Here is a 21,519-nt window from a genome sequence, read left to right on the forward strand (position 1 = left end):
CCCAGACTGCGGGCGATGCGCACAAGACAGTGCCGCGACCCCCGATTTGGGTATCATAAATACACCAATGATATTCAGCATCTTACCGCCGATACCCCGCCAATTTCACGGATCGTTACGCGGTCGGCATTAAGTAGATTTGCCTATACGCCGCCCCCGAGCCACCCCCGCGTCTTTAATATCCGCGATGGCGCCGTAGCGTCACTTCGGATCACAATCGGAATAGGGGGCGGATATGACGCTGCTCAATAATCTCAAGATCGCGACCAAGGTCGCCTCGCTACTGCTGTTTCTCGGCGCGATTACGCTGGGCATCGCAGTCTATGGATCGAACACGGTGCAGGGCGTCAATGACGGCTATGGCGCGCTGGTCGAACACAAGCTGCCCGCGACGACCGACATTTCGCGCGCCAATCGCCGCGCGATCGAACAGGCATATACCGCCGCCCGCGCGCTGGCCTTCGACCCCGCGAGCGAGGTCGCTCGCGAACTGCCCGAGACGCTCGTCAAGGGCTATGAGCGCGGCGGCAAGAATTTCGAGGACGCGGTCGCGGCGGACCCGGCGCTGAAGGACGATGTGGCGAAGCTGAAGGCACGTTATGCCGAGCTGCACCGCCTGTCCGCCGAAGCCGTCAAGCAGGGTCTGGCCGGAAACCGCAATGCGGCGCAGCAGCTGGTGCTGAAGGCCAATGCGGAGCTGGACGGCCTGTCGGACGATATCTCGAAGCTGACCTACAAGCGGGTCGAAGAGGGCGATGCAGCGACCGCAGAGCTCCAAACGACCGTGTCCCGCGCAGTCACCTGGCTGCTGGTACTGTCGGTGATCGGTGTGATCGCCGGTGTCGGCATCGCGGTGTTCGTCGCGCGGCTCGGCATCACCCAGCCGCTCGCGCGTCTACAGGCCGCGATGGGCACGCTGGCACAAGGTAACAACCGCGTCGAAGTCGACGGAACCGACCGCAAGGACGAGGTCGGCGCGATGGCCAAGGCGGTGCTCGTGTTCCGCGAGACTGCTGTGGCGAATGAGGCGGCACAGGCCGAAAAGGCCCAAACGGATGCCGAGCAGAAGATGGTGTGTGACACGATCAGCACCCAGCTGGACGCGGTAGCAAAGGGTGACCTGACCGCGAACATCGCCCAGCCCTTCCCGCCGGCCTATGAACAGCTCAAGGCCAATTTCAACGAAGCACTGGCCAGCCTGCGCGCGCTGATCGGCACTGTCGTGGACAGTTCGCGTGCGATCCATACCGGGTCGAGCGAGATTGCCCACGCGTCCGACGACCTTGCACGCCGGACCGAAGGCAATGCCGCGAGCCTGGAGGAAACCTCCGCCGCAGTCAGCCAGATGAACGATCGCCTGCGCCAGACCGCCGAAGCCGCGACGCGCACCGTGGAGCGTGCCGATGGCGCGATCGCGGTGGTCGCATCGGGCCGCGCCGTCGCCGAGGAAGCGACCCAGGCGATGACCCGTGTCGCCGACAGCGCCAAGGGTATCGACGACGTCATCGAGGGCCTCGACAAGATCGCGTTCCAGACCCGCGTTCTCGCGATGAATGCGGCAGTCGAAGCCGGACGTGCCGGTGAAGCCGGTCGCGGCTTTGCAGTTGTCGCCGATCTCGTTTCCGCGCTCGCAATGCGTGCGGAGGAAGAGGCCGGACGTGCACGCGAGCAGCTCACCGTGACCCGCACCGACATCGATTCGGCGGTCGGCGCGGTACAGAAGGTCGATGGCGCGCTGGTCAACATCTCGGGCGATGTCAGCGAGGTTCACGCGCTGCTCGGCCAGATGGCAGCGGACAATCAGGCGCAGTCGGCGGCGATCACCCAGATCTCGACCGCGATCCTGGCGATGGACCATTCGACCCAGCAGAACGCGGCGATGGTCGAGGAAACATCGGCCGCTGCGCGCAACCTGTCGAACGAGGTGACCGCGCTGACCGAACAGTCGGCCCGGTTCCGGATCGGCGAGGACAGTCGGCCGCGCGCGTTCGCCGCCAACCCTGCACCGCAGGTCAAGACTGAAAGCCCCGCATCCAAGCCCAAGCCGAAGCCCGCAGCAAAGGCCGAAGCCAAGCCGGCCTATCGCCTCCCCGTCAAGGCGCTTCCGGTCGCGAACGGATCGGCCGCAGTCGCGAAAGCGGTGGGTGCCGATGAGTGGGACGCCTTCTGACGCCGCCCAGTTGAGACGTGATGTACAGGAGCCGCCGTCCGGAATTCCGGGCGGCGGCTTCATATCGGACCGCACACCGTTGCGTGGTTGCAACGGCATGCGAGAATCTAATGCGAGGCGTTTGCATTATCGACAGGACCTTGATAGCGGGCGCGGAAAGGGAGTTTCCGCATGTCCGTCGCCAAGATTTCCGTCCTGCCCCTCGTCGCGCTCGCGCTGTTGGCTCCGGTCGCCGCCCATGCCGCGACCGATCCCGCGCCTGTGCCTGCGCCCGCGCCGGATGAGACGGATCAGGTCATCATCACCGCAGCACGCACCGACCTGCCCGCCAGCGCGCTGCCGCTGACCGTCGATGTGATCGAGAAGGAAGAGCTGGACCAGCAAGTCGCGATTGCCGGATCGGTGGTCGATGCGGTCGCCAACCTCGCCCATTCCTTTTCCCCGACCCGTCAGAAGCTGTCGGGCGCGGGCGAGACGCTGCGCGGCCGCTCACCGCTCTATGCGATCAACGGGATCCCGCAATCGACCCCGGTCCGTGACGGGTCGCGCGACGGCTACACGATCGACCCGTTCTTCCTCGACCGGGTCGAACTGATCTATGGCTCCAACGCACTTCAGGGCATTGGCGCGACCGGCGGCGTGGTCAATCAGGTGGTTGCCAAGGCACCGACGAACGACGGCTTTTCGGGCCGTGCGCTGCTTCAGGGCAGCGCCGGCAACGGGTTCGACGGCAATGGCCTGGGCGGCAAGGCAGCGGCGCTGGTCGCGTGGCGCGGCGGGGCGTTCGACGCCACGGTCGGCGGGGCCTATGAAAAGCGCGGCGTCTTTTACGACGGCGCGGGCCGGATCATCGGCGTCGATGGCGCACAGGGCGACACGATGGCGAGCAAGAGCTGGTCGGCGTTCGCGCGGCTCGGCTGGCAGTTGAACGATACCGCACGGCTGGAGCTGTTCGCCAACCGCTTCGAGCTCAAGGGCGATCACGATTATGTTCAGGTCGCGGGCAGCCGCGCGACCAACACCCCATCGACCAGCGTACGCGGCAACCCGGATGGCGAGCCGGTGTCGAACCGGGTGGAGACGGTCAATCTGACGCTGACCGACAGCGATCTGGCCGGCGGCAAGCTGGTCCTTCAGGCATTCTTCAACCGCACCAACGACGTGTTCGGCGGGTCGATCACCTCGACCTTTCAGGACGCGCGGATCGCACCACTCAACACCCTGTTCGACCAGTCGGTCAACCAGTCACGCAAGCTGGGCGCGCGGTTCAGCTACGAGCGGAAATTCGCCGATGCCCTGACCGCGACGATCGGCTTTGACAGCCTGTGGGACGAAACCGTCCAGTCGCTGTTGTGGACCGACCGCAACTGGGTGCCCCCGACCACTTTCCGCAGCCTTGCGCCGTTTGCGCAGCTCAACCTTGGCCTGTTCGACGACAGGCTGCGCCTCGCTGGCGGCGTCCGCTACGAGGATGTGAAACTCAAGGTCGACGATTTCACGACCCTCGCCTCCTATGGCTCGCGCGCGGTGAGCGGCGGCAACCCCAGCTTCCGTGACGCGCTGGTCAATGGCGGCGTGATCGTCGAGCCGACGCCGGGCATCCGCGCTTATGCCAGCTATGCCGAAGGCTACACGATCGCCGATGTCGGCCGCATCCTGCGCGCGATCAACGTGCCCAATGTCGACATCGACAACTTCCTCGACATCAGCCCGGTGGTTTCGAACAACCGCGAGATCGGGGTCGAGGTGAAGCGCGGCCCGCTCGACGCCAGCGCGACCTATTTCTGGTCGTCCTCCAAGCTCGGCGGGCTGCTCGTGCTCAACCCGGCGGGCGTCTATGACGTCCAGCGCCAGCGGATCGAGATCCAGGGGCTGGAGATCAATCTCGGCGTCCGCCTGCCCGTCGATGGCCTGCGCGCCAGCATCGGCTATGCCCATCTGGCGGGACGCACGGACAGCAATGGCGACGGCGCGGTGGATATCGACCTCGACGGTGCCAACATCTCGCCCGACCGGCTCAACATCGCGCTCGATTATGCGCGCGGCCCGCTGACCGCGCGGGTGCAGACCGGCTTCTATCTGTCGCGGACCTTCCAGCTGTCGACCAACCCGGCGGCGTACAATCGCGCGACCGCGTTCGAGGGGTATAACCTCACCGACGCGGTGGTACGCTACGATGTCGGCATTGGCGGGGTAACGCTGGCAGTGTCGAACCTGTTCGACGCCACCTACATCACCTATAACAGCGACACGATTTCGGTGGCGGACAATCTCCGCTTCTTCTCGGGTCGCGGGCGGGTGTTCACGCTCGGCTTCGATGTGAAGTTCTGAGCGGAGGCGCGGCGGGGATGAAGTGGGTCGATCTGCTCCATCGCTGGACGGGCGGGATCGTCGGGCTGGTGCTCGGCGTTCTCGGCCTGTCGGGCGCGATCCTCGTCTTCAAACATCAATGGCTGGGCTGGCTGCCCGGCGCGGGCGACGCGCAGCGGCAGGATGTCGCCGCGCTCGGCGCGCAGATGAACGCCGCCCTCGCAGCACCGGGTGAGACGCCGCGATCGCTGCTGTTCGCCTATTCGGATTTTGGCCTAACCCGCCGTTCCTACTCGGGCGAAGCCGGTGCCTATGCCGATCAGGCCGGGCGCGTGGTGGCACAATGGGACAGCAAATGGGACCGGTTCGAGCTGTGGCTGTTCGACCTGCACCATCATCTGTTCCTTGACGATCTCGGCGCGACGGTGGCCGGCATCGCCGGGCTAATCGGCCTCGCCTTCGTCGTCACCGGCGTCATCCTGTGGTGGCGACTGCGCAAGACCTTCAAACTCCGCCTCTTCCCCAAACGGATGAGCCGCCCGGCGATCGTTACCCATCACCGCGACATCGGCGTGGTGTTCGCGCCCCTGCTGTTCCTGTCGATGGCGACGGGGATGCTGATGGTGCTCAAGCCCGTCAGCACTGCGGTGTTCACCCCGGGCCAGAGCGTCGGCGCGCTGCAAAAGCCGTTCGCGCCGCCTCAGGTGAAGGGCGGCCCGCTCGCCCGCGACCTCGACTGGTCAGCGATGTTCACGGAGGCGCGCGCCCGCTATCCCGGATCGGAGATCCGCCTCGTCGCGCTGCCGCGCAAGCCCGGCGACCTGATCCAGATGCGCCTGCGCCAGCCCGCCGAATGGCTGCCCAATGGCCGCACCTTGGTTTGGTTCCAGCCCGAGAATGGCGCGATCGTCGATACCCGCGACGCGCACGCGATGCCCACCGGCATCCGCGCCTACAACAGCGTCTATCCGCTCCACGCCGCCAAGGTCGGGGGGTGGCTGTGGAAGCTGGTGGTCGCGTCGACAGGGCTGGTGCTGGCGATGCTGGGCAGTTTCGCGGTGTGGACCTTCTGGTTCAAGCGGCCCAAGGCACGCGCACGGGCGGCGCGACCGCTCGCCGCCGCCTAGCTTCGGGGGCCTGTCGCCGATAGCTGAGCGCCTCGGCGATATGGATACGCCCGACCGTCTCCGCGCCCGCCAGGTCGGCGATGGTGCGCGCGACGCGCAGGACGCGGGTATAGCCGCGCGCGCTCATCCGCATCGCCTCGGCGGCCTGGGCCAGCAGCTTGCGGCCTGCCTCATCCGGGGTGGCCGCCACGTCGAGGACCGGGCCGTCGGCTTCCGCATTGGTGCGCGGACCGTCGCTGCCATAGCGGGCACGCTGCACGGCGCGCGCCGCCGCGACGCGCGCTGCGACCTCCGCCGACCCTTCCGATGGCGGGGGCAGGACAAGGTCAGCGGCAGTGACCGGCTGGACCTCGACATGCAGGTCGATGCGGTCGAGCACAGTTCTACCATGTTCAAAATCGCTAAAACCTTCACATTTCATCCGATTTTTGAACGTGGAATATTGTTGCGCGGTGTATCGACCTACATGCACGTCAAAATTGCCCTTCCCTATCAATAGCTAAGGCGCGTGCGACAATCGAACGGCGAATGACCGCTTTTGGCACGGGTCGGGAACGTCTGATTTTGGGTGGAAAGCTGACGTTCAAGAACATAGGCTTGGTGCGAGCAGTCGCAGGAGGTGCAAGCATGAGGCGCGATCGGCGGTTACTGAGCGCTATGCTGCTCTTTTTGGTCTCTTTGATAGCTTGGGCCGTTCAAGCATGGATTGTCCAAGCCTACATATTCTCGGCGGTAATGGGCGGTTGGGATCAATTTGCCGATTTCTTTGGGGTCGAGGCCCCAGCATCCGGACCAGTCGTGTTTTGCCTCGACTATTGTGCGCCAGAGCTTCCGTTCATGGCTGGCTGGATTGCGATAGCTGCATTCGTGGGCGGCTGGATTACGATGGCATACGCTTGGTGGAAACCGAACCCGTGAAAGCTTAGCCCACCGAATGTCAGCAGCGGGGTCGTTAGCAGACTGACTGCATTTCTGACTTGAAAACTGGTTCGATGCGGTCGAGCAGCGGCCCCGACACCTTGGCCTGATAGTCGGAGGCACAGCGCGGGGCGCGTGCACAAGCGAGCGCCGGGTCGCCCAGATGGCCGCAACGGCACGGATTCATCGCCGCGACCAGTTGAACGCGCGCCGGAAAGGTCACATGCGCATTGGCACGCGCGACGCTGACCGTCCCCGCCTCGAGCGGCTGGCGCAGCGAATCGAGCACCGCGCGCTGGAACTCGGGCAGTTCGTCGAGGAACAGCACGCCGAGATGCGCGAGACTGACTTCGCCCGGCTTGACCTTCAGCCCGCCGCCGGTGAGCGCGGCCATCGACGCCGAATGATGCGGCGCGCGGAAGGGGCGCGTGCGCGTCAGCCGCCCGCCCTCCAGCGTCCCCGCAACACTCGCCACCATCGACACCTCCAGCGCCTCGGCGGCGTCGAGCGGGGGAGGATGCCGGGAAGGCAGCTTGCCATCAGCGACTTGCCCGCGCCCGGCGGGCCGACCATCAGCAGATTGTGCCCGCCCGCCGCCGCGATCTCGAGCGCGCGCTTGGCGGTCTCCTGCCCCTTCACCTGTCTGAGGTCGGGACCGAAGCCCGGCGGGTCCGCCTCACCCGGCTCGGGCGATCCGAGCAGTTGCTGGCCCTTGAGGTGATTGAGCAGCCCGACCAGATCGGGCGCGGCGAGCACCGCGCCTGTCCCCGCCCACGCCGCCTCCGCCCCCTGTGCCGCGGGGCAGATCAGCCCCTTCCCCTTCCCCGCCGCGTGCAGCGCCGCGAGCAGCACCCCGGGCGAGGAGGCGATGCGCCCGTCGAGCGCCAGCTCACCGACCACGACATAATCGGCCAGCGCCTCGGCATCGGTCACCCCCATCGCCGCCAGCAGCGCCAGCGCGATCGGCAGGTCGAAATGCGACCCTTCCTTGGGCAAATCGGCGGGCGAGAGGTTGAGGACGATATGCTTGGGCGGCATGGCGAGGCCGATCGCCGCCATCGCCGCGCGCACCCGCTCGCGGCTCTCGGCCACCGCCTTGTCGGGCAGGCCGACGATCATGAATTTGGGGAGGCCGGGGACGAGGTTGCACTGCACCTCGACTGCGCGCGCCTCCAGCCCGAGATATGCGACCGTCGAGACACTCGCGACCATCAACGCCCCCTTTTGTTCGCACACTCTTAGCGGCTTTTCCTGCGAGGGAAACGGTTCATCGCGCCTGCGTCTTGCATCGGCAACACACGGCCCCATCTCGGACCCATGCGAAGCCCGCATCCCTTTATGCGAATCGCCCTGCTGGTGAGCGGCTGGACCCTGTTTCTGGTCGTCGCGCCGCTCGCCTCGCCCCTGCCCGGCCCCGGCGGGACGGTCATCGCGACGTTCGGCCTCATCCTGATCTCTGCGCAATTCACGCTGGGCGCGGCATCGATTCGTGCGATTGAAAGCGCGCTGGCCGCGGGCCGGGGCGTTCATCGACCGGATATTGGTGCGCGGTAGCGCCAAGCGCCGCCGTACACGGGCAAAAAGGCTTGCCGCGAATTGACTTCGGCCTCCGCTTTGGCTAACGGGCCCGTTCACACGGTCGCCCCTGCGGCGGCCATTTCAGTTTCTAGAATTCAGGGAATGAGCGATGAAGCGGACCTTTCAGCCGAGCAACCTGGTGCGAGCGCGCCGGCACGGCTTCCGCGCGCGCATGGCGACCCCCGGCGGCCGCAATGTGATTCGCGCCCGCCGCGCCCGCGGCCGCAACAAGCTGAGCGCGTAAGCCTGACGCCAGCATCGCTGGTGTCGAACCAGCCCGTTTCCTCGGCCGAGGAAGCGGGCTGTTTGCGTTCACCGCCCGCCTCGAAAGCGGGGCTAGCGCGGATGACTCAGCGCAAGGACTATCTCGCCGCCAATGCCGGCAAGCGCGCGCCGATGCCCGGCTTCGTGCTGATCGTGCGCCCGCGCGGCGACGCAGATGCGACGATGCGAATCGGCATCACCGTGTCGAAGAAGGTCGGCAACGCCGTCACCCGCAACCGCATGAAGCGACGCTTTCGCGCGCTGGTGCGTGAGGTGCTGCCGGTCGACGGCGTCGCCGGGGCGGATCATGTCCTGATCGGCCGCGCGAGCGGGATCGAGCGCGACTATGCGGCGCTCAAGTCCGAACTGGCCAAAGCGCTGGCGAAGGTGAAGCGGTGATTGCCCGCCTGTTCATCCTCATCGCGCGCGGGTGGCAGATCGGGCCGTCGCGCATCCTGCCTCCCAGCTGTCGTTTCGCGCCAAGCTGTTCGGCCTATGCAATCGAGGCGCTCTCCCGCTATGGGGCGCTCAAGGGCGGATGGCCTCGCGCTGCGGCGCATCCTTCGCTGCCATCCATGGGGTGGGCACGGCTATGACCCAGTGCCCTGATATCCTGACCGGGGAATGACGTGAAAGACGACCAGAAGAATTTCCTGCTGTTCGCCGTGATTGCCGGCCTGCTGCTGTTCGCATGGCCCGCGATGACCGGCTGGCTGTTCCCGACGCCGCCGGCCCCGACAGTGACCAAGACACAGGACGGCACGCCCAAGATCGTCCCCAATCCGGGCGCAGACCCCACCGCCGACACCCCCGCCGCGATCCGCGACCGCGCGACCGTGCTGCGCGAAACCCCGCGCATCGCAATCGAGACGCCGACGGTGCGCGGCAGCCTCAACCTCAAGGGTGCGCGGATCGACGATCTGGTGCTGGTCAAGCACAAGGAAACGATCGCCAAGGACAGCGCGCCGATCCGCCTGCTCTCCCCAAGCGGCACGCGCGACGCCTATTTCGCCGGTTTCGGCTGGTCGGGTCAGGGACTCAACGCCCCCGGCGCGGACACGGTGTGGAACGCGAGCGGCACCAAGCTGACCCCGACCACTCCGGTCACACTCACCGCGACCAGCGGCACGCAGCGCTTCGCGATCGAGCTGTCGGTCGATGAAGGCTATATGTTCACCGTCCGCCAGAAGGTCGTGAACCTGGGGCAGACGCCGATTGCGGTAGCCGGCTATGGCTTTCTCTACCGCCACGGTCCGGGCAATGATATCGACACCTGGACGATCCATGCCGGCCCGGTCGCTTCCTATGACGGCATCGTCGATTACGACGTCAATTACGACACGGTGAAAGACGAAGGTGCCCAGCGGTTCGATACCAAGGGCGGCTGGATCGGCTATACCGACATCTACTGGCTGACCGCGTTGGTCCCCGATCAGGGCATGCCGGTGGGCCTCGGCTTCCGCCCCGCCGCCAATAGCGCGACTCAGGCGCAGTTCGAGCCGACTGCGGCGCGCCAGGTCGCGCCCGGCCAGGTGATGACCCAGACGACCCGCTTCTTCGCGGGCGCGAAGGACATCAACCTGCTCGACAGCTACGAGGAAGAAGGCGGTATCCGCCAGTTCGGCAAGGCGATCGACTGGGGCTGGTTCGAGATCTTCGAAAAGCCGATCTTCCATTACCTTCACTGGCTGTTCCGCATGGTCGGCAATTTCGGTGTCGCGATCATCCTGTTGACCGTCACCGTCCGCCTGCTGCTGTTCCCGATCGCGCAGAAGCAGTTTGCGTCGATGGCCGCGATGCGCGCGCTCCAGCCCAAGATGAAGGCGCTGCAGGAACGCTACAAGGACGACAAGCCGCGCCAGCAGCAGGAAATCATGAAGCTGTACAAGGACGAGAAGGTGAACCCGCTCGCGGGCTGCCTCCCGACCCTGCTCCAGATTCCGATCCTCTACGCGCTGTACAAGGTGCTGATGCTGTCGATCGAAATGCGCCACCAGCCTTTGGTACTGTGGATCAAGGATCTGTCCGCTCCCGACCCCGCGAACCTCGTCAACCTGGTCCATTATCTGACCGGCATCCAGCTGCCGATGTTCCTGGCGCTGGGCGTGTTCCCGATCCTGCTCGGCGTGTCGATGTGGGCGCAGTTCAAGCTGAACCCCGCGCCGACAGACGAGATCCAGAAGCAGATGTTCGCGATCATGCCATGGGTGCTGATGTTCGTGATGGCGCCGTTCGCGGCAGGTCTCCAGCTCTACTGGATCACCTCGAACCTGCTCACCATCGCGCAGCAGAAGTTCCTGTACATGCGCCACCCGGCGCTGAAGGAACCGCTGCCCGCATCGGGTGCGGTGATCCAAGCGCCCACCCCCAAACCGGGCAAGGGGAAGAAGTGACCGAGTTCGACCCCGAGTTGATCGAGGGCGCGCGCAAGACCTTTGCGGGGCCCGTCGCGTTCCTGAAGTCCGCGCCTGCGCTCCACTTCCTGCCCGACGCGGTCGTGCCGGAAGTGGCGTTTGCCGGGCGGTCGAATGTCGGCAAATCCTCGCTGCTCAACGCGCTGACCGGGCGTAACGGGCTCGCGCGCACGTCGAACACGCCGGGGCGGACTCAGGAGCTCAACTTTTTCGATGTCGGCGATCCGGTGAAGTTCCGGCTGGTCGACATGCCCGGCTACGGCTTTGCCAAGGCACCCAAGGACGTCGTCAGGAAATGGCGCTTCCTGGTGAACGACTATCTGCGCGGGCGCGATGTGCTGAAGCGCGTGCTGGTGCTGATCGACAGCCGCCACGGGATCAAGGAAGTCGACCGCGACATCCTCGACATGCTCGACGCGGCGGCGGTCAGCTATCGCATCGTCCTGACCAAGGGCGACAAGATCAAGCCGGCAGAACTGGCCGAAGTGACCCAGCGGACGATCGACGAAGCACGAAAGCGCCCCGCCGCCCATCCCGACATCCTCGCCACGTCGAGCGAAAAGAGCGACGGCATCGCCGAGCTGCGCGCCGCAGTGATCGAGGCGGTCAGCATCTGACCGCCTCGCCCGGCTCAGGCCGGGTTATGCTTGGCGAGGAACGCCTCCATCGCCTTCAGGAACTCGACGCGGTCTTCCTGTCGGGTGAAGTGATGGTCGCCCAGCGGCTGGACGATATAGGTCACGTCCTTGCCCGCGCTCTTCAGCTTCTGCGCCATCACCTTCGACTGGACGATTGGGACGACGCGGTCCTTCTCGCCATGCATCAACAGCACGGGAATGCCGAACGCGCCCGCAAAGTTGACCGGTGAAATATCCTTGAGGTCGGGTGCCTGCTCGCGCAGCCAGTCCCCCCGTGCACCGGCATAGAGGAAGTTGCTCTGGTGCCGCACCATCCGGTTGAGGTCGGACACCCCGGCGTATGAGACGGCACAGCGATACTTGTCACCGTCCCGCTGCGCTGCGCGCAACGCCGCGTAGCCGCCATAGGACGCGCCGACCATGCAGACGCGCTTGGCATCGGCGATGCCCTGATCGGCGAGCGCCTTGATCGCGTCGTCCAGGTCGTCCTGCATCGCCAGGCCCCATTGCCCCTCGCCCATCTCCATGAACTTGGTGCCATAGCCGGTGGAGCCGCGATAATTTGGCTGCACCACCGCATAGCCGCGATCGGCCAGGAATTGCGCCCACCAGTCCCACACCTCGCTGTCGCGCGCGCGCGGGCCGCCATGCGGCATCACGATCAACGGCAGCTTGCCCGACTTGCCGCGCGGCAGCGTCAGCACCGCCGCGATTTCGACCCCGTCGCGCGCCTTGTAGCGGATCGTTGTCACGGGATGCATCCGCTTGAGCCCGATCGTCTTGTTGTCGAGCGCCAGCGCAGTCAGCTCGCGGGTGGCGTTGCGATAGACCATCCATGCGCCGGGCGTATCGGGTCCGCTGACGTTGATCACCGCCGACTGGCCATCGCGGCTCAATGAGGTGATCGTGATCTGCCCGCCCCTGACCTGGCCCGCGATCGCGCCGTGCATCGCGGCCATTTGCGGATCGCTCCAGTGGATCGATGGGCGGTTCTGCTCGGTATGGACGCCGGCGAAGCCATCCCCGCTGCTATCCGCGATCACGCCGCCAATGTCATAGCCTGGCGTCGCGAACAGCTGCTTCCCCCGCTGAAGCGTGGCGAGGTCATATTCGTACAGCGCCGAAAAGCCCGCCTCGTCATCCTCGATCACCAACGCCTTGTTCTTGTCGCGCAGGAACAGCGAGGGGATGGTGAGCCGATCCTTGCCGCGCTTGGCGCGGTCCACCGTGCGGACGGGCGCGTCGGCGCTCTCGCGATAGAGCAGCCGGCTCGACCGGCCGTCGAGCGACGACCCGACACCCATGCGCACCACGCCGTCGCGATCGGCATACCAGTCGAACACGCCCTCGCGCGGCCCCTGAACCAGCCGGCGCTTGCCGGTCGCTAGGTCGATTTCCTCCACCTTGGGCCAGAAACCCGGCTGGTTGATAAAGATCGAGGTCTGGTAGGCGAGCATCACCCGTGCCGATCCGTCGCGCGCGACCCAGATCACATCGTCCGCGCGCTGCGCCGCATCGCGTTCGGCGAGCACGGTCATCTTGCCGGTCGAAAGCTGAATGCCGAGTGCGCGACTTATGTAGAATGTGTCGCCGTCGACCTTTTGCTCGCGCCCGATGCCGACGACGATCCAGTCGTCATTGACCCAGCGCCACCAGTTGAGATCGACCTCACCCGGATGGATATAGGACGGGGCGGTAGCGCCATCGATCGCGATGACCGCAAGGAACATCTGCCCATCGCGGGCGAGCTTCGCGACGATCCGCTTTCCATCGGGCGACATGCGCGGGTCTTCGACCTGGGGCAGCTCGGCAAATACCTCCAGCGCCATCGGCGGTCGTGCGGCCGTAGATGTAGCGGCCGGCGCCTGCGCCGACGCGACCGGAGCCAGCGCAAGCAGAGCTACGCTCAAGAAAAACCGCGACATTCTTTCCCCTTACCCCTCAAGATCAACCTGTCCGCGCGACCGGAAACGCACACGCGAATCCAGCCCCGCCCCCTCGCAGCTTTTCAGCGCCACCGGCACGATCACGCCGGATTATGCTTGGCCAGGAACGCCTCCATTGCCTTCAGGAACTCCAGCCGGTCCGCGCCACGGCTGAGATGATGGTCCCCCTCGGGCTGGACGATATAGGTCACGTCCTTGCCTGCCTTTTTCAGCTGCTCGACCATTTCGCGCGATTGAGCGACGGGAACCACGCCGTCCTTCTCGCCATGCACGAGCAGGACAGGGATCGTGAACTGTTCGGGGAAATTGATCGGCGAAACCGATTTGAGGTCGGGTGCCTGTTCGCGCAGCCAGGCACCGCGGATGTTGCCGTATAGAAAGTTGCGGTGGTGCCGGACCATGCGGTTGAGGTCGGAGACGCCGGCGAACGACACCGCGCACCGGTAGAGCGACCCGTCGCGCTGCGCCGCGCGGATCGCCGCGTATCCGCCATAGGAACCACCCACCATGCACACCCGCTTGGGGTCGGCGATGCCGAGCTTCGCCAGCTCCGTCACCGCGTCATTCAGGTCGTCCTGCATCGCGAGGCCCCATTGCCCCTCCCCCATTTCCATAAACTTGGTGCCGTAGCCGGTCGAACCCCGGTAATTGGGCTGGATCACGGCATAGCCGCGGTCGGCGAGGAACTGAGCCCACCAGTCCCACGTCTCGCTGTCGCGCGCACGCGGGCCACCGTGCGGCATGACGATCAGCGGCAGCTTGTCCTTGCGCCCGACGGGGAGCGTCAGCACCGCAGCGATTTCCAGACCGTCCCGTGCCTTGTAGCGGATCGTCTTTACCGGGTGCATCCTGCGCATCTTGATGCTGGGATTGGTGTAGCCAAGCGGCATCAGCGTGTTGCCGGCCCGCTTGAACAGAAAGAAGCCTCCTGGGGCGTCGGCACCACCGATCGCGATAATCGCAGTGGACAGGTCGGCGCTCACCGACTGGATCGACACCTGTGCGCCCTTGACCAGCCCGGACACGGTCTGCTGCATCGCGACCATTTCCGGGTCGATCCAGTGAATGCCCGGGCGGTCGCCATGCACGGTGACGCCCAGCAATTTGGTGCGCGTCGCATCCGGGATGATGCCGCCAATGTCATAGCCCTTGGTGCCGAACAGCGCCTCGCCGCGTTCGAGCGTCGCCAGGTCCATCGTATAGAGCGTCGAAAAGCCCTCGGCGTCGTCGTCGATCACCAGTGCACGGCGCTTGTCCGCAAGGAACAGGACCGGCAGCGCCAGCCCCTCCCGCCCGCGCGGTGACCGGTCGATCGTGCGGAACGATTCGGCTGTGCTGTCGCGATAGACAACGCGCCGGATGCGCCCTTCCAATCCGTTACCGACGCCCATTCGGACGTTGCCGGTGCCATCGGCAACCCATCGCCAGATGCCGAGATAATTGGCCGTGACGCTGCGCCGCTTGCCGGTGTCCAGCATCACCTCATCGACGCGCGGCCAGAAATTCGGCTCGTCGACATAGTCGGTGGTGCGCGACGAAATGAGGATTCAGGGTGGACCGTCGGCCGAAACCCAGATGACATTGTCGCCATCCGCAGTCGAACCGTCGGCGGTCAGGTGGATGATCTTGCCGGTCGATGGCTGATACGCCACCGCGCGCGTGACATACCAGCTGCCGCGCTTCTCCGTCTCGCCCTGACCCACGCCGATGACCAGCCAGTCGTCATTGACCCAGCGCCACCAATTGACCTCGATCTCGCCCGCCCGGAACAACCGCGGCTTCGCTCCGGCCTCCGGGGCCATCACCGCGAAATACTGCGTGCCATCGACCGTGATCTTGGCGGCGATGAACTTGCCGCCGGGCGACAGCTCGGGGTCCTCGATATTCGGCATGTCGGCAAACGCCTCGACCGGCAGCGCAGCGCGGGCGGGCGCAGCGGGCGTCGCCGCCTGGCGCGCAAGAACAGGCAGGCTTGCGGCCGACGCCAGTGCGGCGGCCAACATCATCAATTTACGCGGCATTCAATTCCCCCATGCCCCGGACGGGACAGATGGGAAGCTGCCCAAACTGAACATTGTTTTCAAGCGATTTGGCGCGGTTGCCCCGCCCCCGTCCCGCCGCTATCCCCACGCGATGCTCAAGCTCTTCATCGGCAACAAGGCCTATTCATCCTGGATCGCTGCGCGGCTGGCTCGCGTGCAAGCTCTCCGGGCTTCCCTTCGAGGAGGTGGTCGTCCCGCTCTACGATCAGGACTGGGACAAGCGCCGCGAGGGCGACGAGTTTGCGCCGTCGTCGGGCAAGGTGCCGATCCTGTGGGATGGCGACGCCGTCGTCTGGGACAGCCTCGCCATCGTCGAATATCTCAACGAGAAGTCGGGCGGCGACAAATTCTGGCCGACAGATCCCGCCGCACGCGCGATGGCGCGGTCGATGGCGGCGGAGATGCATTCGGGCTACGCCGCACTGCGCCGCAAGCACAGCATGAACATCCGCCAGGTCTATCCGCCCAAGACCCCCGACGAAGACGTGATGCACGACATCCAGCGGATCATGGAGCTATGGGCGCAGGCCCGCGCCCGCTATGGCGGCGACGGTGAATTCCTGTTCGGCCAGTTCGGCGCGGTGGACGTGATGTTCGCGCCGGTCGTGACCCGCTTCGTCACCTACTCGCTCCCCGTCGCGCGCTTCGCCCCGGCCTATATGAACGCGGTGCTCCAGCATCCCTTCATGCAGGACTGGATCGCCGGCGCGCAGGAAGAGGAATGGGTGATCGAACAGTTCGAGCAGGAACCGGCTTGAACGAATAGCTGTCACCCCGGGCTTGACCCGGGGCCCAGCTTCTTCGGGCGGTCAAGGCAGCGGGGCCCCGGGTCAGGCCCGGGGTGACGATGGGATCAGAACCCGCTCCCATCCTTCCGCCTGAACCCGACGCCATGCTCCAGATGCATGTCGATATCGGGATAGTGGCAGTCGCTCGCCGCAGGGCGGCCGATCGCGACGAATACGCAATCGGCGTCGCTGCGGTTCTGCAGGACATGGCCGTTACCGTCACCCTTGGGAAAGGCCGCGACGTCGCCGGGGCGCATCACATGCTCGCCCGCATCGTCGACCAGCACCGCCTCGCCCACGATCATCACCACCAGCTCGTCCTCGCCCTCATGCCAGTGGCGGTGCGCCGACCATGCGCCGGGCTTCAGCGTCACATGGCTCGCGCCAAAGTCCGTGAGCCCCGATGCCGGGGCAAGGCGGCGGTACCAGCGACCCTGCACCACATCCGCATATTCTGCAGGATAGCCGGTCGCGTTGGTCTGCGGGATTGTGTCGAGGTCGAGCTTGGGCAAAGGAGCCTCCATTGAAGGAGCGAACATGCCCGATGTCGTCGAACTCACCAAGGCGCTGATCGCCGCGCCCAGCATCACCCCGGCGCGCGGCACGGTGTTCGATGTGCTGGAGGCGGCGCTGACCCCGCTTGGTTTCGAGGTCGAGCGCTTCGTCGCGGGTGAAGCCCCCGACGGCCCGGTCGAGAACCTCCTCGCGGTGCGCAGCGCCGGGCCCGGGCCGCATTTCGCCTTTGCCGGGCATCTCGACGTCGTCCCGCCGGGCGAAGGCTGGGCGTCGGGTGCGTTTGAGCCGGAAATCCGCGGCGACCTGCTCTACGGACGCGGCGCGGTGGACATGAAGGGCGCGATCGCCGCCTTCGTCGCCGCGCTCGGCACGGCCCCCGCTTCCGGCACCGTCAGCCTGATCATCACCGGCGACGAGGAAGGCCCGGCGACCTATGGAACGGTCGCGATCATCGAGCGGATGGCAGCGCGCGGCCTGACCCCGAACATGTGCCTGGTCGGCGAGCCGACCTCCGCCCGCCGCCTCGGCGACACGATCAAGATCGGGCGGCGCGGGTCGACCGTGATCGATATCGAGGTGCCGGGGCGACAGGGGCATGTCGCCTACCCCCATCTCGCCGACAATCCGGTCCCCCGCCTCGTCCGCGCGCTGGCGGAGATCGATGCGATCGTCCTCGACGAAGGCACCGACTGGTTCCAGCCATCGAATATCGAAGTGATCGACCTGGAGGTCGGCAACCCCGCGACCAACGTCATCCCCGGTCGGGCAAAGGCGCGTATCTCGATCCGCTTCAACGACCAGCATCGCGGCCACGACCTGATCGCGCGGGTGCAGGACATCGTCCATGCCCACGCCCCCGCCGGCATCGTGCGCGGTCGCGTCTATGGCGAGGCGTTTCTGACCGAGCCGGGTGCGCTTTCGACCTTGGTGTCCGAAGCGATCCACGCCCAGACCGGCGTTACGGCCGAGCTTTCTACCAGCGGCGGCACATCCGACGCGCGCTTCCTGTCGCGCATCTGCCCGGTGGTCGAATTCGGCCTGCTCAACGCGACGATGCACAAGCTGGACGAGGCGGTCGCGCTGGACGACCTCCATGTATTGACACGAATCTACACGGGCGTGTTGGGGCGGGTGTTCGCGGGCTGACCAAACCCCGTTTGTGCTGAGCCCGTCGAAAGCACGAAAGCCTGCGCTCGCAGCCCTTCGACAGGCTTAGGGCAAACGAAGGTTGCTCAGGCGCGCAGCGCCAGTCGCGGCGCGGCGCTGGCCCAGTCGAGGAACGCGGCCTCCGCCATCGGCTTGGCGATGACATAGCCCTGCAGGATGTCGCACCCGATCACGCGCAGCACTTCCAGCTGCGCCTCGGTCTCGATCCCCTCGGCCACGACTTCACAGCCGATACCGTGGATCAGGCCGATCACCGCATGCGCGATCGTCCGCGCCTCGGCATTGGTGGCGACATTTTCGACCAGGCTGCGGTCGAGCTTCACCCGATCGAGCGGCAGGTCGCGCAGGCGCGCAAGGTTCGAATAGCCAGTCCCGAAATCGTCCACCGCCACGGTCGCGCCATCGCTGCGCAGCGCCGCAATCGCGTCGATCACCTCGCGCGAGCAGTGCATTGCCAGCGTCTCGGTAATCTCCAGCTCCAGCAGCCGCGCGGGTGCCCCTGCGGCCTGCATCGCTTCGCGCAACCGGCGGAAAAAGGCGGCGTGATCGAGCTGGCGCGGGCTGATGTTGACCGCGAGCCGCTGCTCGATCCCCATCTCGCCCCAGCGGGCGATGGTCGCGGCGACATGTTCGACCACCCATTCGCCGATCTCGACGATCAGGCCGGTTTCCTCGGCCCGCCCGATAAAGGTGCCGGGCAGGCACAGGCCGCGCGTCGGATGCTGCCAGCGCAGCAATGCTTCGGCCGCGACGATGCGACCGTCGAGTGCACTGATCTGTGGCTGATAGACCAGGGTGAACTGGTTGCGTTCGACCGCCATGCGCAAATCGCTTTCGAGCAGGGCGCGTTCGGCGATGTCACTAGCAAGCTGGTCGGTGAAATGTTCGGCGCGGCCGCGGCCCTTGGCCTTGGCGTGGTACATCGCGGCGTCGGCAGCACGCATCAGGTCGGTCAGCGACGTGCCGTGTTCGGGGCGGATCGCGATCCCCACCGACGCGCCGATCGACACCTCCTGATCGGCCAGGTCGAACGGTTCGGACAGGGCATAAAGGATGCCGCGCCCGACCCGATCGGCGTCGCGGACATGCCCCAGTTCGGGGAAGTAGATGGTGAACTCGTCGCCGGACAGGCGACCGATCAGCGGCTGACGCGCATCACCCTCGATTGCGAACCGGTCGGCAACTGCGCGCAACCGGTTGGCGACCATGCTGAGCAGCTGATCCCCGACGGCATGACCCAGCGTGTCGTTGACCGCCTTGAACCGGTCGAGGTCGATGAAGAACAGGGCCGCCATCGCGTCCTGCGGCAGCTCGGCGAGCAACCGTTCGCAACTTCGACGGAAATGGGTGCGATTGGGCAGACCCGTGACCGGGTCGTACATCGCGAGCCGCTGGACGCTTTCCAGGTTCGTATGGAGCTGGCGGAACAGCCCGTCCATTGCATGCGCGAGCGGCGGAACGCACTGCTCCACCTCGCGCGGGATCTCGCTCTGAAGGTCGCCGTTGGCGGCTTGGGTCAGCCGTTCGATCGCGGCGTCGATTGCCTCGGCGGTCGAGGCGATTGTCCGCTCGGCATAGGCCCAGCACATTGCGGCACAGATGATTGCGGCGATCAGCGCGCGACTGGTGTTCGCGACGTCGAATTGCCCGCGCGTGGTCGCGGCCAGCGCCAGGATGAAGACAAACGCCCCGGCGCACAGCGCGAACGCAATCGCGCGGCTTTTGAGCGAAAATCCGTCCATTGCGGTTGCGCGATCCCCCACGCCAGCCGGACCAATTCCGGCTGTTCACAAAGGTATGCCGCGAAAGAGTTAAAAATTTCGCGCCGGCGACCGGGGACGGCGCAACACGATATAGAGCGCACCCTGCCCGCCATGTCGGGGGTGCGCGCCGCGCACTGCGGCGACGGCATCGGCATGGCGGGATGCGGCGAGCCAGTCCCCCACCGCCGCGCGGATCGCGCCGCGCGCATGCGGTCGTTCGGACTCGGGGCGCGGCGGCTTGCCGGTGATCAGCAGCAGAACGCGGTCGCCCCGCGCAATCGCCCGGGCCAGTCCCTGGTCGAGCATCGCGTGGGCACTGGAAAGCGTGTGGCCGTGCAGGTCGATCGTGCTTTCGGGCGCGACAAGACCCCGCGACAAGCGGCGATCCCAGCCGCCATCGAGTGTGTCGCGGGGTTGTTTGGGTGCGGGTGGCGGCGGCGGGGGGCTGGCGCGGTGACGGTACGCGCCCCTTCACCTTCTTAAGCCCCTCCCCTTCAGGGGAGGGGGTTGGGGTGGGGCCTATCCTCCGGGCGACGGGTCTCGGTGAGATGCGGACGCCCCACCCCCAACCCGTCCGCTGAGGGGGAGGCTTGCAGGTCGCTTCGCAATCGGCGTCACGCTGGAAATGACGCGCTGCCACAGCGCCCGTTCCTCGGGCGACAAGGCGCGCGGCGGGCGTGCCATGGATCAGTCGCGCGCGGCGCCGAGGCGCTGGAGCGTTCCCTTGGGCAGCAGCAACCAGGCGGTGCCCCGCGCAGCCATGCCACCGGCAATCGCCCGCGCATCGTCGCCCGCGCCCCAAAAGGTGTCGAACCGGTTCGAGCCCTTGATCGCGCCGCCGGTATCCTGCGCGATCCACAGCCCATTGGCGTCCTGCCGGTCCATCGACAGGAAGACCGGTGCGCCGAGCGGCACGAATTTCGGATCGGTCGCCACCGTCGCCAGCGCGGTCACCGGCACGCCCAGCGCGCCCAGCGGCCCCGGCCCGGTCAGCTCGCGAAAGAACACATAGCTCTTGTTCTCGCGCATGATCGCCGTCCCCTGTTCGGGGTTGGCGCGCAGCCAGGCCATGATGCCCTGCATCGACGTCTGTCCCGGCTTGAGCAGCCCGCGGTCGAGCATCAGCTTGCCGATCCCCGTATAGTCGCGGCCATTCTGGCTGGCATAGCCGATCCGCATGACGCTGCCGTCGGGCTGGCGCAGGCGACCCGAGCCCTGAATCTGGAGAAAGAAGAGTTCGACCGGATCGGCCGCCCAGGCGATTTCCAGCCCGCGTCCGGCCAGCGCGCCCTTCTCGATCGCGGTGCGGTCATGATATTGGACAAGCTTGGTCCCATCCACGCGACCGCGGATCGACCGCCCCGCCAAAGACTCCGAAAAGCTGCCCAGATCGACATCGATCAGGTCGGACGGTCGGCCGTAGATCGGCACGTCATAGCCGGGGCGGCGGGTGCGCGATCCTGCGATTTCCGGCTCATAATAGCCTGTGGCGAATGCCTTGCCGTCGGCGACCTGCACCGTTTCGAAATGGCGGGCGAAAAATGCCCCGGCATCGCGGTCCTGGGTGGAGCGCGCGGCATCGCAGGCCGGCTGCCAGTCCGCACCGCGAGTCAGGCCGGTGGCGTCGGTCCGACGAACCAGAGTCGCACAGCTGATCTTGAACGCGCCCAGCGCGCGCGGCGGCGGCCATCGTAATCGGCAGATCCTGCACGGCGGGACCGGCGGTCAGACCTGCGGCTGCGGCGGTCGTGACCCCGGCCGGAACCGCCGCAGCGGGGGCGGGCGCAAGCGGAGTCGCGGCAACCGGCTGGCGCACGGGAACACCGGTCGATGGCGCAGGCGCGGGCCGCGCGGGCACGGCACCCCCCGCTAGCGGGA

16 protein-coding genes and 5 pseudogenes are annotated in these 21,519 nt (G+C 66.3%); 12 read left to right on the top strand and 9 right to left on the bottom strand.

Annotated elements, in window-relative coordinates; all coding sequences use genetic code 11:
• Positions 1-235 precede the first annotated feature (235 nt).
• The 3 genes from LRS12_RS01670 to LRS12_RS01680 all read left to right on the top strand — a co-directional run bounded on the left by LRS12_RS01670 (position 236) and on the right by LRS12_RS01680 (position 5,607).
• Positions 236-2,170 carry a methyl-accepting chemotaxis protein gene (locus tag LRS12_RS01670; protein ID WP_257843000.1) on the top strand — a complete coding sequence of 645 codons (1,935 nt, stop codon included), beginning with the start codon at positions 236-238 and terminating at the stop codon, positions 2,168-2,170.
• Between the two features lie 171 nt (positions 2,171-2,341).
• Complete coding sequence (locus LRS12_RS01675; protein WP_257843001.1) at positions 2,342-4,501, top strand: TonB-dependent receptor; 2,160 nt, start codon at positions 2,342-2,344, stop codon at positions 4,499-4,501.
• A 17-nt stretch (positions 4,502-4,518) separates the two neighbouring features.
• On the top strand, positions 4,519-5,607 hold the full coding sequence (locus tag LRS12_RS01680) for a PepSY domain-containing protein (RefSeq protein ID WP_257843002.1): 1,089 nt from the start codon (positions 4,519-4,521) through the stop codon (positions 5,605-5,607).
• Here the strand turns inward: LRS12_RS01680 and LRS12_RS01685 are convergent.
• Positions 5,555-5,986: pseudogene (locus LRS12_RS01685) on the bottom strand (hypothetical protein); the annotation flags it as partial. The gene LRS12_RS01680 and the pseudogene LRS12_RS01685 overlap by 53 nt on opposite strands.
• A 278-nt stretch (positions 5,987-6,264) precedes the next feature.
• Here LRS12_RS01685 and LRS12_RS01690 point away from each other — a divergent pair.
• Positions 6,265-6,525 (top strand): hypothetical protein, encoded by a 261-nt coding sequence (locus tag LRS12_RS01690; RefSeq protein WP_257843003.1) that lies wholly within the window; start codon positions 6,265-6,267, stop codon positions 6,523-6,525.
• A 70-nt stretch (positions 6,526-6,595) separates the two neighbouring features.
• On the opposite strand, the pseudogene LRS12_RS01695 reads toward LRS12_RS01690, so the two are convergent.
• Positions 6,596-7,737, bottom strand: a pseudogene (locus LRS12_RS01695) (YifB family Mg chelatase-like AAA ATPase); the annotation flags it as partial.
• A 144-nt stretch (positions 7,738-7,881) separates the two neighbouring features.
• On the opposite strand from LRS12_RS01695, the gene LRS12_RS01700 reads away from it, so the two are divergent.
• The 6 genes and pseudogenes from LRS12_RS01700 (at position 7,882) to yihA (ending at position 11,398) form a co-directional block, all read left to right on the top strand.
• Complete coding sequence (locus LRS12_RS01700; protein ID WP_257843004.1) at positions 7,882-8,079, top strand: hypothetical protein; 198 nt, start codon at positions 7,882-7,884, stop codon at positions 8,077-8,079.
• Positions 8,080-8,212: 133 nt separating this feature from the next.
• The gene (rpmH, locus tag LRS12_RS01705; RefSeq protein WP_044332822.1) at positions 8,213-8,347 is read left to right on the top strand and encodes a 50S ribosomal protein L34; all 135 of its coding nucleotides are present in this window, start codon (positions 8,213-8,215) and stop codon (positions 8,345-8,347) included.
• A gap of 101 nt (positions 8,348-8,448) precedes the next feature.
• Positions 8,449-8,766, top strand: a complete 318-nt coding sequence (rnpA, locus tag LRS12_RS01710; RefSeq protein WP_257843008.1) for a ribonuclease P protein component — start codon at positions 8,449-8,451, stop codon at positions 8,764-8,766.
• Positions 8,763-8,976, top strand: a pseudogene (gene yidD, locus LRS12_RS01715) (membrane protein insertion efficiency factor YidD). The gene rnpA and the pseudogene yidD overlap by 4 nt, the downstream one beginning before the upstream one ends.
• Positions 8,977-8,996: 20 nt before the next feature.
• Positions 8,997-10,760, top strand: coding sequence for a membrane protein insertase YidC (yidC, locus tag LRS12_RS01720; RefSeq protein WP_257843009.1), 1,764 nt, complete (start codon positions 8,997-8,999; stop codon positions 10,758-10,760).
• Positions 10,757-11,398, top strand: a complete 642-nt coding sequence (gene yihA / locus LRS12_RS01725; protein ID WP_257843010.1) for a ribosome biogenesis GTP-binding protein YihA/YsxC — start codon at positions 10,757-10,759, stop codon at positions 11,396-11,398. Before yidC ends, yihA begins: the two co-directional genes overlap by 4 nt.
• A gap of 14 nt (positions 11,399-11,412) precedes the next feature.
• Here the strand turns inward: yihA and LRS12_RS01730 are convergent, their stop codons facing one another.
• The 3 genes from LRS12_RS01730 to LRS12_RS01740 form a co-directional block, all read right to left on the bottom strand.
• A complete protein-coding gene (locus LRS12_RS01730; protein WP_257843011.1) occupies positions 11,413-13,344 on the bottom strand; it encodes a S9 family peptidase in 1,932 nt (643 codons plus the stop codon).
• A 101-nt stretch (positions 13,345-13,445) separates the two neighbouring features.
• Positions 13,446-14,843, bottom strand: coding sequence for a S9 family peptidase (locus LRS12_RS01735; RefSeq protein ID WP_257845409.1), 1,398 nt, complete (start codon positions 14,841-14,843; stop codon positions 13,446-13,448).
• A gap of 69 nt (positions 14,844-14,912) precedes the next feature.
• The gene (locus LRS12_RS01740) at positions 14,913-15,386 is read right to left on the bottom strand and encodes a hypothetical protein (protein WP_257843012.1); all 474 of its coding nucleotides are present in this window, start codon (positions 15,384-15,386) and stop codon (positions 14,913-14,915) included.
• 112 nt (positions 15,387-15,498) lie between these two features.
• Here LRS12_RS01740 and LRS12_RS01745 point away from each other — a divergent pair.
• Positions 15,499-16,165 (top strand): annotated as a pseudogene (locus tag LRS12_RS01745) (glutathione S-transferase family protein).
• A gap of 95 nt (positions 16,166-16,260) precedes the next feature.
• Here LRS12_RS01745 and LRS12_RS01750 read toward each other — a convergent pair.
• A complete protein-coding gene (locus LRS12_RS01750; protein WP_257843013.1) occupies positions 16,261-16,707 on the bottom strand; it encodes a cupin domain-containing protein in 447 nt (148 codons plus the stop codon).
• 25 nt (positions 16,708-16,732) lie between these two features.
• On the opposite strand from LRS12_RS01750, the gene dapE reads away from it, so the two are divergent.
• Positions 16,733-17,857 carry a succinyl-diaminopimelate desuccinylase gene (gene dapE, locus LRS12_RS01755; protein WP_257843014.1) on the top strand — a complete coding sequence of 375 codons (1,125 nt, stop codon included), beginning with the start codon at positions 16,733-16,735 and terminating at the stop codon, positions 17,855-17,857.
• A gap of 86 nt (positions 17,858-17,943) precedes the next feature.
• Here dapE and LRS12_RS01760 read toward each other — a convergent pair whose 3' ends face one another.
• The 3 genes and pseudogenes from LRS12_RS01760 to LRS12_RS01770 form a co-directional block, all read right to left on the bottom strand.
• Positions 17,944-19,620, bottom strand: coding sequence for a bifunctional diguanylate cyclase/phosphodiesterase (locus LRS12_RS01760; RefSeq protein ID WP_257843015.1), 1,677 nt, complete (start codon positions 19,618-19,620; stop codon positions 17,944-17,946).
• 69 nt (positions 19,621-19,689) lie between these two features.
• A pseudogene (locus tag LRS12_RS01765) lies at positions 19,690-20,325 on the bottom strand (Smr/MutS family protein).
• Positions 20,326-20,328: 3 nt separating this feature from the next.
• A complete protein-coding gene (locus LRS12_RS01770; RefSeq protein WP_374580097.1) occupies positions 20,329-21,159 on the bottom strand; it encodes a murein transglycosylase A in 831 nt (276 codons plus the stop codon).
• Between the last annotated feature and the right edge of the window lie 360 nt (positions 21,160-21,519).

The sequence above is a fragment of the Sphingomonas sp. J344 genome (assembly GCF_024700005.1).
GTDB lineage: Bacteria > Pseudomonadota > Alphaproteobacteria > Sphingomonadales > Sphingomonadaceae > Sphingomonas.

Coding starts and splice junctions, on each gene's coding strand:
- LRS12_RS01670 (WP_257843000.1), top strand. CDS start 236: ATGACGCTGCTCAATAATCTCAAGATCGCGACCAAGGTCGCCTCGCTA.
- LRS12_RS01675 (WP_257843001.1), top strand. CDS start 2,342: ATGTCCGTCGCCAAGATTTCCGTCCTGCCCCTCGTCGCGCTCGCGCTG.
- LRS12_RS01680 (WP_257843002.1), top strand. CDS start 4,519: ATGAAGTGGGTCGATCTGCTCCATCGCTGGACGGGCGGGATCGTCGGG.
- LRS12_RS01690 (WP_257843003.1), top strand. CDS start 6,265: ATGCTGCTCTTTTTGGTCTCTTTGATAGCTTGGGCCGTTCAAGCATGG.
- rpmH (WP_044332822.1), top strand. CDS start 8,213: ATGAAGCGGACCTTTCAGCCGAGCAACCTGGTGCGAGCGCGCCGGCAC.
- rnpA (WP_257843008.1), top strand. CDS start 8,449: ATGACTCAGCGCAAGGACTATCTCGCCGCCAATGCCGGCAAGCGCGCG.
- LRS12_RS01730 (WP_257843011.1), bottom strand. CDS start 13,344: ATGTCGCGGTTTTTCTTGAGCGTAGCTCTGCTTGCGCTGGCTCCGGTC.
- LRS12_RS01735 (WP_257845409.1), bottom strand. CDS start 14,843: ATGCTGGACACCGGCAAGCGGCGCAGCGTCACGGCCAATTATCTCGGC.
- LRS12_RS01740 (WP_257843012.1), bottom strand. CDS start 15,386: ATGCCGCGTAAATTGATGATGTTGGCCGCCGCACTGGCGTCGGCCGCA.
- dapE (WP_257843014.1), top strand. CDS start 16,733: ATGCCCGATGTCGTCGAACTCACCAAGGCGCTGATCGCCGCGCCCAGC.
- LRS12_RS01760 (WP_257843015.1), bottom strand. CDS start 19,620: ATGGACGGATTTTCGCTCAAAAGCCGCGCGATTGCGTTCGCGCTGTGC.